Annotated in this window: 13 protein-coding genes; 11 read left to right on the top strand and 2 right to left on the bottom strand. The window is 45.8% G+C overall.

What is annotated here, in order from left to right; all coding sequences use genetic code 11:
* Positions 1-20: 20 nt before the first annotated feature.
* The 6 genes from MH117_RS21575 to MH117_RS21550 all read left to right on the top strand — a co-directional run bounded on the left by MH117_RS21575 (position 21) and on the right by MH117_RS21550 (position 6,685).
* Positions 21-1,142: a deoxyribonuclease IV gene (locus MH117_RS21575; protein WP_239332350.1), complete on the top strand. Its 1,122-nt coding sequence runs from the start codon at positions 21-23 to the stop codon at positions 1,140-1,142.
* A 75-nt stretch (positions 1,143-1,217) separates the two neighbouring features.
* On the top strand, positions 1,218-2,123 hold the full coding sequence (gene purU, locus MH117_RS21570; protein ID WP_239332348.1) for a formyltetrahydrofolate deformylase: 906 nt from the start codon (positions 1,218-1,220) through the stop codon (positions 2,121-2,123).
* Positions 2,124-2,404: 281 nt separating this feature from the next.
* Positions 2,405-3,073 (top strand): serine/threonine-protein kinase, encoded by a 669-nt coding sequence (locus MH117_RS21565; protein ID WP_239332346.1) that lies wholly within the window; start codon positions 2,405-2,407, stop codon positions 3,071-3,073.
* Positions 3,074-3,614: 541 nt separating this feature from the next.
* The gene (tkt, locus tag MH117_RS21560; protein ID WP_239332344.1) at positions 3,615-5,633 is read left to right on the top strand and encodes a transketolase; all 2,019 of its coding nucleotides are present in this window, start codon (positions 3,615-3,617) and stop codon (positions 5,631-5,633) included.
* A 44-nt stretch (positions 5,634-5,677) separates the two neighbouring features.
* The gene (ppnP, locus tag MH117_RS21555) at positions 5,678-6,019 is read left to right on the top strand and encodes a pyrimidine/purine nucleoside phosphorylase (protein ID WP_239332342.1); all 342 of its coding nucleotides are present in this window, start codon (positions 5,678-5,680) and stop codon (positions 6,017-6,019) included.
* A 114-nt stretch (positions 6,020-6,133) separates the two neighbouring features.
* Complete coding sequence (locus MH117_RS21550; RefSeq protein ID WP_239332340.1) at positions 6,134-6,685, top strand: GNAT family N-acetyltransferase; 552 nt, start codon at positions 6,134-6,136, stop codon at positions 6,683-6,685.
* Positions 6,686-6,903: 218 nt separating this feature from the next.
* Here MH117_RS21550 and MH117_RS21545 read toward each other — a convergent pair whose 3' ends face one another.
* Complete coding sequence (locus tag MH117_RS21545; protein ID WP_239332338.1) at positions 6,904-7,803, bottom strand: NAD(P)-dependent oxidoreductase; 900 nt, start codon at positions 7,801-7,803, stop codon at positions 6,904-6,906.
* 265 nt (positions 7,804-8,068) lie between these two features.
* On the opposite strand from MH117_RS21545, the gene MH117_RS21540 reads away from it, so the two are divergent.
* From MH117_RS21540 to MH117_RS21520, 5 genes are all read left to right on the top strand, one after another.
* A complete protein-coding gene (locus MH117_RS21540) occupies positions 8,069-9,424 on the top strand; it encodes a glucose-6-phosphate isomerase (protein WP_239332336.1) in 1,356 nt (451 codons plus the stop codon).
* Between the two features lie 135 nt (positions 9,425-9,559).
* Positions 9,560-10,192 (top strand): YigZ family protein, encoded by a 633-nt coding sequence (locus MH117_RS21535; RefSeq protein ID WP_239332399.1) that lies wholly within the window; start codon positions 9,560-9,562, stop codon positions 10,190-10,192.
* A gap of 11 nt (positions 10,193-10,203) precedes the next feature.
* Positions 10,204-10,809 carry a TetR/AcrR family transcriptional regulator gene (locus MH117_RS21530; protein WP_028545933.1) on the top strand — a complete coding sequence of 202 codons (606 nt, stop codon included), beginning with the start codon at positions 10,204-10,206 and terminating at the stop codon, positions 10,807-10,809.
* Positions 10,810-11,045: 236 nt separating this feature from the next.
* On the top strand, positions 11,046-11,366 hold the full coding sequence (locus MH117_RS21525) for a LysM peptidoglycan-binding domain-containing protein (RefSeq protein ID WP_239332334.1): 321 nt from the start codon (positions 11,046-11,048) through the stop codon (positions 11,364-11,366).
* Positions 11,367-11,622: 256 nt separating this feature from the next.
* Positions 11,623-12,312 carry a hypothetical protein gene (locus tag MH117_RS21520; RefSeq protein WP_239332332.1) on the top strand — a complete coding sequence of 230 codons (690 nt, stop codon included), beginning with the start codon at positions 11,623-11,625 and terminating at the stop codon, positions 12,310-12,312.
* A 53-nt stretch (positions 12,313-12,365) separates the two neighbouring features.
* Here the strand turns inward: MH117_RS21520 and MH117_RS21515 are convergent, their stop codons facing one another.
* Positions 12,366-12,776: a secondary thiamine-phosphate synthase enzyme YjbQ gene (locus MH117_RS21515; protein ID WP_239332330.1), complete on the bottom strand. Its 411-nt coding sequence runs from the start codon at positions 12,774-12,776 to the stop codon at positions 12,366-12,368.
* Positions 12,777-12,903: the final 127 nt, after the last annotated feature.

The following is a 12,903-nucleotide window of genomic DNA, read 5'->3' as shown; positions in this document are numbered from 1 at the left end:
TAATTGAAGGGAGCTGTACTATGTTAAAGATCGGATCGCACGTTTCGTTTTCGGACAAGGGTTTGCTAAGCGCTGCTACAGAAGCTGCCACTTATGGTTCGAGCTCATTTATGATATATACCGGCGCTCCACAAAATACGCGTCGTAAGCCAATTGATACGTTATATATAGAAGAGGGCAAGGAATTGATGAATAAGAATGGTGTGGATGAAATCGTTGTACACGCACCGTATATTATCAACCTAGGATCGTATAAGCCTGATACGTTTGAACTTGCGGTAAACTTTCTGCAAGAAGAAATTCGTCGTACGCATCATATTGGTGTAAGAAACATCGTACTTCACCCAGGCGCCTATACGGACAAAGATGCGGAATTTGGCATCAACCGGATCGCGGAAGGATTAAATGAAGTGCTGCGAAATACAAGTGAGACTGACGTTAATATCGCGCTTGAGACAATGGCCGGCAAAGGCACAGAGATTGGCCGCAGTTTCGAGGAGCTCGCAGCAATTATTGACAAGGTGGAGTTGAACAGCCGTCTGACGGTATGTATGGATACATGCCACATTCATGACGCTGGTTATGACATCGTGAACGATTTGGACGGTGTATTGGAGAAGTTTGATCGGCTGGTTGGCCTTGATCGTATAGCAGTAGTGCACTTAAATGACAGTAAGAATCCAACTGGGGCGAGCAAGGACCGCCATGCGCCGGTTGGGTCAGGATGGATAGGGTTTAACGGCATTAACAGTGTTGTTCAACATCAAGGACTTCAAGGCCGTCCGTTTATCTTAGAGACACCGTGGATCGGTAAAGATGCGAAAAAACAGCGCCCAATGTACGAAGCTGAGATTGCACTTCTTCGCGGTAACGTGAAGGAGCGGTTTGGGGATGCGTTTATTGAGGATGTCGAACGACTGAACCATTACTTTGTTAACGAGGGTATAGACCGTCGTGGATTCGTACTGGATACATGGAATCTGCTTAAAAATGATGCCAAGGCTAAGAAGGCTGATCCGCGTGAGCCATTGGAGCGTTTGTATGATCAAGTTATTGCAGCGGAATTGCTGCCTGATCTGGCCGAGGAACAGGTGAACCAACGGATCACAGTATGGCTTGCTGGAACGGACGCTTTAAAATAAAGCGGATGATTGACACTGCTAATAAAACAATTACCTATATATAGTGATGCTTTATAGATAGAGGGAGGGAAACTTATGACACACCAACACACATTAACCCATGTCCGTTCAATTGCGGACAACCTGTCAGTGCATCGCGCACGGATGCTGATTTCCTGCCCGGATCGTGCTGGGATCGTTGCCACTGTATCTAGATTTTTGTATGAGCATGGCGCTAATATCGTTCAATCAGACCAATATACAATGGATCCGGACGGTGGCATGTTCTTTATGCGAATTGAGTTTGATATGGATCAGTTGCAGGATCATCTGCCTCAAGTGAAGCAAGATTTTGCTTCCATTGCAGGTGAGTTCCAAATGGATTGGCGTATCTCTCGTGTAAGTGAGAAGAAGCGCCTTGCGATCTTTGTATCGAAAGAAGATCATTGTTTGCTGGAGCTGATCTGGCAATGGCAGGCTGGAGATCTTGATGCTGATATTGCAATGGTAGTGAGCAACCATAACGATATGCGTGAATATGTGGAGTCATTTGGGATTCCGTATCACTATATTCCGGTTACACCTGATACGAAGCAGGAGGCAGAGCAAAAGCAGCTCGACGTAGTGAATGGTCAGGCAGATGTCATCATACTGGCTCGTTATATGCAGATTATTCCGCCGCGCTTCATAGAAGAGTATCAGAATCAGATTATTAACATTCATCATTCGTTCTTGCCGGCATTTGTTGGCAGTAAACCTTATCATCAAGCCTATGGTCGCGGGGTTAAGCTGATAGGAGCGACTGCACATTACGTGACGGAAGAGTTGGATGGCGGTCCGATTATTGAACAAGACGTGGGGCGCGTGACCCATCGAGCAGATGTAAATGAATTAAAGCGTATCGGTCGCACGATCGAGCGAGTTGTATTGGCGCGTGCTGTTCATTGGCACGTTGAAGATCGGATACTCGTCTATCAGAATAAGACAGTTGTCTTTAACTAGACTTTATTCGTATATTTGAGATTTTCACATGAGAAGCTGTCCTCTTACTTAAGGAGGACAGCTTCTATACGTTGGCTAGTGTATACAATATTACGTCGAGGATATAAAGGAGTCTATCGTCACGGGCCAATGCTATTTTTCAGTCGAGTTAAGGAGAGCAGCCTTTTTTACTCTATAGGTTGGCGAATCGTACTGAAAGAAAAGCAACTAGCGCGATAAATCATATACTGATATAGTGTATGAAGTGATAGATAGGTTATGAACGACGGGTGTGAACTCATATGAACCATGATGAATCAAGAAGTCTAGCTGCATGGGTAGAGAGTAAGCTGTTGCCTGATCTAATAATATATAGTGACTCCCCGGATGATCCGATTGTTGTGAAGTATATGCCTGAACCGTGGATATTGCTAGGTACAGGTAATTATGCTGCTGTGTTTGCAAATAGTCATGACAGTGAATGGGTCGTTAAAGTATATGCTGAAGGACGGCCTGGCTTAACGGAAGAGGCTGAGGTGTACCATAAGTTGGGCATACATCCTGCCTTCTCCGAATGCTTAGGAGTTGGACATAACTACTTGATATTACGGCGGCTGAGAGGTATTACGTTGTATGATTGTTTGTTAAAAGGGATCCCTATACCGCCTTCTGTCATTTCCGACGTGGATGCAGCACTGGCTTATGCAAGAGCTAAAGGACTGAATCCTAGAGATATTCATGGCAAAAATATATTAAACGACAACGGACGCGGTTCGGTAGTTGATGTATCCGACTTTTTGCTGGAAGGTCCCGATCGATTATGGCGTGATATGAAACGTGTATACCAATGGGTGTATAGACCGTTACTGTTAAAATGGCCGATCCGTCTACCTGCCTTTTTGCTGGAGGGCTTGCGCAAAGGCTACCAACGTATTCGCAAGCAACGAAGGAACAGGTCAATTGATTTATAGATACATGGTGATTCTGATCTTGATGTGAGATCGTGGAAATATAACTGAATTAGCCGTTACCGTTAAATAGGCTGTATACGGCAGCACGAAGGAGCTGGGGTGTTCCTGTTACGTAAGACGATTTGGTCTTCGTCACAACACCGCAGCTTATTTGTGTTCGTGTTTTCGCGCATACTCGCCTAAATCATCGCAAAAAAGGGCATACAATAGATGTCCCTCCATGCTTCTTTTTTAGCAATGACTCCAACAGTTGAGCTGCTCTTAGCTGTTGTGCCACCGTCTCTTGCGGAGATCCCTGGCGCAACTCAAGTAGATATGGGAACGAGTCGGCTGGAGCCATAACGGAGTTCAAAGTTGTAGCTCTGTAATCGTCAGTGTGAAGGACATCATGATGTTATGTTGTAGGATCATTTTTTATTACGTTGAAGTAGCATAGTAAACAAACAAATGGTACAATAATGCAAAATGCAGTAGACAAGCTGAGTGATGAACATCATATTCATTTTTTTCAGCTTGTACATAGAGAGGGAGGAAATCAGCAATGACAGCAACGCCATTAAACATCGATCAACTTTCCATCGCTTCAATCCGTACTTTGGCGATCGATGCAATTGAGAAAGCAAAATCCGGACATCCGGGTATGCCAATGGGTGCCGCACCGATGGGATACCATTTGTTTGCCAAAGCCATGACGCATAACCCGACAAATCCGACATGGATTAACCGAGACCGCTTTGTATTATCTGCAGGCCACGGCTCTATGTTGTTATACAGCTTGCTGCATCTGAGTGGTTACGATCTTCCTTTAGATGAAATTAAAAATTTCCGCCAATGGGGAAGCAAAACGCCTGGCCATCCAGAGTTTGGACATACGGCAGGTGTTGATGCGACAACAGGTCCGCTTGGTCAAGGGATTGCTATGGCGGTAGGTATGGCTATGGCAGAAGCGCAACTTGGCGCGACGTACAATCGCGACCAATTTAACGTGGTGGATCACTTCACATATGCAATCTGCGGTGACGGTGACCTCATGGAAGGTGTTGCTAGTGAAGCAGCTTCTCTCGCAGGGCATTTGAAATTAGGTAAATTAGTCGTGTTGTACGACTCCAATGATATAACACTTGACGGCGAAGCAAACCTCTCGTTTAGCGAAAATGTACGTCAACGTTTTGATGCTTACGGTTGGCAGACATTGCTTGTCGAGGATGGCAATGACTCTGCTGCAATCGAAGCTGCAGTGAACGCAGCCAAGCAGGATACAAGCAAACCAACACTGATCGAAGTGAAGACGGTCATCGGCTATGGCAGCCCGAATAAACAAGGTAAGGGTGGGCACGGCGGTACGCATGGCTCGCCGCTCGGTTCGGACGAAGCTAAGTTGACCAAAGAGTTCTACCAATGGGGACATGAGGATTTCTATGTTCCAGAAGAAGTGTATACTCACTTTGAAACACATGTTAAGCACAAGGGTATTCAAGCCAATGATACTTGGGACAAGCAGTTCGAGCAATACGCACAAGCTTATCCAGAGCTTGCTGCTCAATTCAATATAGCGATTAGCGGCAAACTGCCTGAGAATTGGGATGCTGCATTGCCTGTGTATGCTTCAACAGACAAAGCACTCTCAACACGTGTTGCTTCCGGCAACGCACTGAATGGCCTGGCGAAGAACATCCCGTTCTTAACGGGGGGTTCAGCGGACTTGGAGAGCTCGACGATGACACACTTGAACGATCTTCCTTCCTTCCGTCCAGGTCAATATGAAGGACGCAACTTGTACTTTGGTGTTCGCGAATTTGCAATGGCTGCAGCGATGAACGGCATGGCTTTGCACGGCGGCGTGAAAGTATTCGGAGGCACGTTCTTTGTATTTACGGACTACTTGCGTCCAGCAGTGCGCTTGTCTGCTCTAATGGGATTACCAGTTACTTACGTGCTGACCCATGATAGTATTGCTGTTGGAGAAGACGGGCCGACACACGAGCCGATTGAGCAGCTTGCTTCGGTACGAATCATTCCTGGCTTGACTGTAATTCGTCCAGCTGACGGCAATGAGACGTCTGCAGCATGGGCATATGCAATGGAGAACACGAGCAGTCCGATCGTACTTGTGCTGACTCGTCAGAACTTGCCGATTCTCGAAGCTACTCCAGAAGGCGCGCGTGAAGGCATTACCCGCGGGGCGTATGTTGTGGCTGACGCTGCTAACGGCAAGGCGCGAGCGCAAATTATCGCAACAGGCTCCGAAGTACAATTGGCTGTACGCGCACAACAGGCTCTAGCTGAGGAAGGCATACAAGTTCGTGTTATTAGTATGCCAAGCTGGAATCTGTTCGAGCAGCAACCACAAGCGTACAAGGATTCAGTTCTGCTGCCTGACGTGAAAGCACGCCTTGCAGTTGAGATGGCATCTCCATTTGGTTGGGAGCGATATGTCGGCGACCAAGGTGATATCTTGGCCATTTCGACATTTGGTGCTTCGGCCCCTGGCGATCGTGTTATGAGTGAATATGGTTTCACGGTTGAAAATGTAGTTGCACGTGTTAAGGCGCTTTTGTAATTCTAACGCAGCTCAAAATTGTATAACGGGGAGTAGGAGAAACGATGTCACAAGCCCAAAATTCTGCAACAGCTCAATTTGAGCAGGTTACGGTCGTTAAAGCGGCTAATATTTATTTTGAGGGTAAAGTTACCAGTCGTACAGTGGTATTCCCAGACGGGACCAAAAAAACATTAGGTATTATGATGCCGGGTGAGTACGAATTTGGAACGGACACTGCAGAGATTATGGACATTACGGCTGGCAAGCTGGATGTGCTTCTATCGGGGCAAACCGAATGGCTCCAGATTGATGGCCAAGGTGAATTTACGGTACCGGCTCGTTCCAGCTTCAAGCTAGTTGTACACACAGTAACGGATTATTGCTGCTCCTACATCCCGGAATAAACGTATAGACATGCATTTGGAAAGTCCCCGCCTGGAATATAGACAGGACGGGGGCTTTTTACATTAGGCTTGAATAATCCAGCATATCCTAATAGAGGGGAGGCGTGATGAGACATGCTTCATCAGTATGAAATCACGACCAGTCGACTGACGATTAGGCCATTTAGAAAGGAAGATTATACGGACTGGCTTTATCAGCATAAGAATCGGTTACCGTCGCAACACAAGTACGATGAGGGAAACCTGGATATGTGCGCCTGTACGGAAGAGTGGTTCGATTCATGGATCAAGAGACATGAGCAGTTGGCGGCAGAAGATAGCGAGTATTTGTTTGGCGTGTTTCGGCAGGAGGATAATGCACATCTCGGAGACATCGATATTTCAACCCTGTTAAGAGGCGATTTTCAATGGGGGCGTGTCGGCTATATGCTGCACAATCAGCATTGGAACCAGGGCTACGGCAAAGAGGCGGTACAGGCAGTCATGCACATAGCTATGGGCCCCTTACAATTTCATCGTATAGAAGCTCATATTAATACCGATAATCTAGTTTCTATTAAATTAGCGGAAAGTGTAGGCATGAAATTTGAATGTATCCGTAAATCATTTATTTACGAGCACGGCAACTGGACTGATCAGTTGATCTATTTCATTCATTCCAGTTAGCAAGGTTAGTACAGTGGGGATGCCATAGCATGTCACAGATTACGATTACAATTCTGAGGAATAAATAAGTAAATGTATAAAACTATGAGGGATGCTGCTTTGACTATTCAGCTAGAACATCAAGGAGCTGTCCCATACCCCATTACTGAACAGCAGTCTTGGGTGAATGACACAACTCCTCTATACATTGAAAGGTTTCCAACTAACAAGAAGCCTGATTAGTTGCCTTTCGGTTGGTTAATAGCTTGGCCAATCCATTGTTCATATACTTTTACAACCGCACATAAATCTTCTTCACCGTAACCGGAAGTTTGTCCCATTTGAAAAATGCTTTTTGCCAGCTCCAGCAGCGGTGTAGGGGACTGCATCGTATCTGTAAGCACAGAGGCAAGCTTTAAATCTTTAAGCATGAGCTGCAATGAAAATTGATTGTCAAAGTTGCTGGCGATAATTTTCTCGCCTTTCAATTCGGCTGCTTTGCTGCCCGCGCTGCCATTTCGCACAACCTCAAGGAATGCCGTCGGATTAACGCCTGCTTTGGATACAATCGAGAAGCCTTCTGCTAAAGCAACGTTGTTAATACCAACGATCGTATTATGTGCTAGCTTGGTAATCGCACCGCTTCCTGTCGGCCCCATATGCACCATGCGGCTGCCCATTGCTTCAAAAACAGGCATGGCGCTTGCGAGTGCCTCAGCTTCGCCGCCAATCATAAACAACAGCGTACCGGCTTCAGCCGCAGGTTTGCTTCCGGTGACTGGTGCATCAAGAAACTTGGCGCCGCGTGTTTCGCAATCCATTGCCAAGCGCTTGACCAGCGAAGGCGAGATCGTACTGCTGTCGATCACGATTGCGCCTGCCTGAACGCCAGCCAGTATGCCTTCGTCGCCGTCATAAATATTCATAATCGATGTATCATCGCTAACCATCGTAATGACTACTTCAGCTTGTGAGGCAGCTTCACGCGGCGTAGCCGCGACAATGGCGCCTTGCTGCTGCAAAGGGGCAGCCTTCTCCGCTGATCGGTTGTATACGGTCACTTCAAATCCTTTGCCAAGCAAATTAAGAGCCATCGGAGCTCCCATTGTACCTAGGCCAAGAACAGCAACTTTCTTCATATCGATTCACCTCTACGTATGATATTCTGCATTTCAGAGCATACAAATCATGTCCCATAATATTGTAGCATATTCCATCTGCTTAGCGGGGTGATAGCGTATTCATATAGGTAGAGGGACAATGCAATAAATATGTTTTATCATGTAAACCTTTACAATGGAAGGTGTTCCCTTGTGTTTCCTGTTGAAATCCAGTATCCTAAAATTATATCGATTTTCGCGGGTTAAAGTGGCAAAGTCAACCAATTATATAGGAGGGTGAACAATGTCTAAGAAAGTACATTTTGACTACAGTAAAGCATTGTCATTCGTCGGGCAACATGAAGTCGACTATTTTGCGGAACCTATTCGTCTCGCTCATGAGCAGTTACATAACAAGACGGGCACAGGTTCTGACTACTTAGGCTGGATCGACCTGCCTTTTAATTACGATAAAGAAGAATTTGCGCGTATTAAGCAAGCCGCCAAGCGCATTCAGGACAATTCCGAAGTGCTGATTGTTATCGGCATCGGTGGTTCATATCTTGGTGCACGCGCTGCAATTGAGATGCTTGGCCACTCCTTCTACAACATGTTGCCGAAGGACAAGCGCAGCACACCTGAAATTTACTTTGCTGGTAATAACATCAGCTCAACATATGTGACACATCTGCTTCAATTGATTGAAGGTAAAGATTTTTCTATCAACGTGATCTCCAAGTCGGGGACTACAACAGAGCCAGCCATCGCGTTCCGTATTTTCAAGGACGCATTGGAGAAGAAATACGGCAAGGAAGAGGCGAAGACTCGTATCTTTGCAACTACTGACCGTGAAAAGGGTGCTCTTAAGAAGCTGTCTACAGAGGAAGGTTACGAGACATTTGTTATTCCTGACGACGTAGGCGGACGTTACTCTGTGTTAACACCGGTTGGCTTGCTGCCGATTGCGGTAGCAGGAATTGATATCGATGACATGATGAAGGGTGCTCAGGAAGCTGCTACGGAGTATAACAATCCGAATGTGGCAGAGAACTTGAGTTACCAGTACGCAGCCGTTCGCAACGCACTCTATCGTAAAGGCAAAGCCATCGAGATCTTGGTAAACTACGAGCCTTCCCTGCACTTTGTATCCGAATGGTGGAAACAACTGTACGGAGAAAGCGAAGGCAAGGATTACAAGGGGATTTATCCTGCAGCGGTAGACTTTTCGACAGACTTACATTCCATGGGTCAATTTATCCAAGAAGGCGCACGTAACTTGTTCGAGACGATTATCCAAGTGGATCAAGTTAAAGAACATATTACGATTAATGAAGATCCGGCGGACTTGGATGGTTTGAACTTCCTGGCAGGCAAGACGATGGACTTTGTGAACAAGAAGGCATTCCAAGGAACGATGCTCGCACATACGGACGGGCAAGTGCCGAACTTGATCGTGACCATCCCGGACATGACACCATATTCCTTTGGTTACTTGGTAACTTTCTTCGAGAAAGCTTGCGGCATCAGTGGATACCTGCTTGGTGTTAATCCATTTGATCAGCCGGGCGTGGAGGCTTACAAGAAGAATATGTTTGCATTGCTTGGCAAACCTGGCTATGAAGCAGAGAAAGCTGAGTTAGAATCACGACTATCTGAATAAACTTATTCTGAACGTAGCCATACGACGGTTGAACCGGCATAAGCGCGTACAGCCTAGATATACATTCTGCCGATGGAAGCAGTTCACCGAATATGGGGAACTGCTTTCTTGGCAATAAGTGGATGGTGAATGTTGTTGTTGGAACGCTACAAGACGGTGCGACAATTTGGCAGCCAAGAGATTGTAATCAAAAAGTCGCGTTTTATCGGCTACGCGAAGCCGGTAAAAACCGAAGCGGAAGCGCTTGAATTTATAGAAGAGATCAAGAAGAAGCATTGGAATGCCACTCATAACTGTTCGGCTTACATGATCGGGGAGCGTGATGAGATTCAGAAGGCATCCGATGATGGAGAACCGAGCGGGACTGCCGGCAAGCCTATTTTAGAAGTGATGAAGAATCAAGGCTTGAAGGATGTGGCAATCGTCGTTACTCGTTACTTCGGTGGCATTATGCTTGGTGCAGGGGGACTTATTCGCGCTTACACGGATGGTGCCGTGGCTGCAATTGAGGGTGCAGAATCAATCGTGAATGTGTTGCACCAGCAAGTGTTTGTCGAAGTCGATTATACATGGTTAGGCAAGCTTGAAAATGAACTTAGAAATAGAGATACACGGATGGGAGACACGACATTTACGGATAAAGTGACTTTGGTATGTTTACCGGTCGCTTCGCAAAGCGATTCCTTTATGGCGTGGATGACTGACTTGACGCAAGGTCAAGCGGCTATCAGGAAGGGAGACCTTGTATATTACATTGAGGGACAATAAGGAGAACCGCTATGCCAAGAAAAGCAGTAGATCAGGAGTTGTCGCGTGAGCGTATATTAGAGGTAGCTAGGCATCTTTTCGTAACAAAAGGGTATCGAGCTATTTCGATGCGCAGTATAGGTCAGCAGCTTGGATACAGTCATGGTTCGCTCTACTATCATTTTAAAGATAAAGCAGAACTCTTTTATGCGTTGGTTCAAGAAGATTTTAGGCGTCTTGGTCGTCTGTTTGAGCGTGTTCTCAATCAAGCGCCAAATGATGGGATGTCGAAGCTTGAACAGGTGATGCTTGAGTTCATGAGCTATGGCCTTAATCATCCTCATCATTATGAGATTATGTTTATGACCAGGGACGAGGAATTGCTTGCCTATGCTCGCACGGAGCAAAGTCGTTGCTTTGAGATGTTCTCTACTATTGTTCGTCAATCACTAAGTTCACATAGGTTGTCTGAGCATGACCGACACAACATACCACGAAGTTTGTTTTTAGCTATGCATGGATTTATTTCCTATTACATTCAAGATCAAGTAACTTTTGAAGATGTTAAGCCGGCTGCTACTGCACACGTCCGCTTCTTATGTATGAAAGCGGTCGAAGAAGCAGCACAATCTGCATAAGGAACTTCTCCCGTGTTCCTTACAAATTAGGCAATGGCAGTGTACACGTTTAGCTGTCTGGCTACATATGCTGGCATTAGCCCAGTGGATCTAACGACACTGTAGCAGCACCGGATTGCGGATGATACAGCAGGAAATGTTGCATACTCGTACTTTACTATGGTCAAAGTTTAGTGTGATACCGCAATGCTATCGTGAAGTTCCTGGGCACAGCATGAGTTGGGAGGACAGTCAGCATGATTGAATATGTAGTACGGCCAGGGGATTCCATATATACGATTGCCAGCCGTTATGGTGTATCTCCAGCCTATTTGGCGCAGGTTAATGGCTTGACTTTGAATGATATTGTATACCCTGGGCAGGTCGTAAGAGTGCCTACAGGAAGTGCGATACCGATTCCTGTGAGTCCAGTCCCGCCGTTTATTCCTGGTGGGGGACAGCCTATACCGCCTCTTTTTCCTGATACATTTGCTTTAGAAAGAAGAGTGTCGGTATTGGAGCGACAAGTACATCAGCTTCAACGTGAAGTAGCCCAACTCAAAAGCCAACACGTGTGACCCTTACACATGAAGAGACGTTGGCAACTAGTCTATATGAGGTATCAAGCATGTGTTTACGTACAGTTTTGTACGTATGCAGATGCTTTTTTGCTGTGTATGAAGCCAGTTGTACGATAGGAGTTCACATCATCACAGCGGCTTATATTTAATCTTGCAATAATGTAAGTTGAATGTATGTAAAATGTAGGTCAGAATTAAGATAGCACCGTGTCCTGTCTTTATAAAATAGGAGTGGGTAATAGGAGGAGCAGCCGTGCAGCATATATATAAGTGGAAAAAAATACTGCGCGGATTCCTAGCGGCCGGATTAATGTTTGTACTGCTTGGCTGTGGTCAGCAGACAGAGGAGAAGCTGCACGAGGTTCAGAGGCTTATTGCGGATGTACAAAAGGAGCATAGCCTGGATAAAGCAGCGCTAAAACGTGTAGTAATTGAGGGGATGGAACAATATTTACAGTTTACGATTCCGTCGGAACAGCTGCATTTATCCTATGGATTAAGTAAAAATTTAAAGCCATACGGCCTGAACTCACAAGCAGCAGGCGATATGGTCACGATTATCGGCCGTGTAACGCCTCGGTCGACAACAGTAGGACAGGGTGTAAACGGTATATTTGCCGAGATTGATTGCAGCACCAACAAAGTATACTCGTTAGGTGTTATAGGAATGGATAGTCTTAGGCATAACGGATGGAAGGATCAATATTCAACCTCAGCAGAGCAAAAGGCACGATGGTTTATAACGGAGCATTTTCAGGTGAAGGAGGAGTCCCTCGTACGAATTCACCGTCGTGAATGGATAAGGGGTCGCTTCATGTTTTGGGACAAGGTGGAAAATACGAGGTATGTAGTCGCGGTTGATAAAACGAACCGCATTGTGGGTTTTCATAGTATGCAGGGGAATCAACAGTCTATCATGATGGACAAGGCACCCTTTCTATAGCGCAAACAAGGCACCTGTCTCTGGCAGGTGCCTTTGTGTATCATCCAGTTAAGCTAGTTGTTTGAATCAGGTATTAAACGAATGATGCATTGACGTTCACGTGGTCCGTCGAACTCGCAGAAGTAGATGCCTTGCCAGGTCCCGAGCAGCAGATTGCCGTCATGGATGATGATGGTTTCAGAGCTTCCTACGGTGATGGCCTTTAAATGTGCGGCGGAATTCCCTTCAGTGTGTCTGTATTTAGCGTGTTTCCACGGATAGCACTCGTCAAGTCTCATCAAAACGTCGTGTTTGACATCAGGATCTGCGTTCTCATTAATCGTAATGCCTGCTGTTGTGTGTGGGCAGTACACCATCGCTATACCGCTGATAATGCCTGCGCTGCGCACAATGGTAGATACTTGCTTTGTAATCTCGATCATATCATCTCGCTGCAAGGTGCGAAGCCTTATCGTATGGAGCATTTTGGTTTCCCTCCCTTTTATATTAGACGTGTAATGATATGCAAAGTTTCTCCTATTTTCAGAATGACATATATGGGCGAATGAACCCATAATAAGGATTTTGAATAACTTACATAACGTTTAATTA

It is taken from the genome of Paenibacillus sp. ACRRX, from assembly GCF_022346885.1.
Lineage (GTDB): Bacteria > Bacillota > Bacilli > Paenibacillales > Paenibacillaceae > Paenibacillus_B.
The sequence above is the reverse complement of the archived record's forward strand: the minus strand, read 5'-3'. Positions and strand labels throughout refer to the sequence as shown.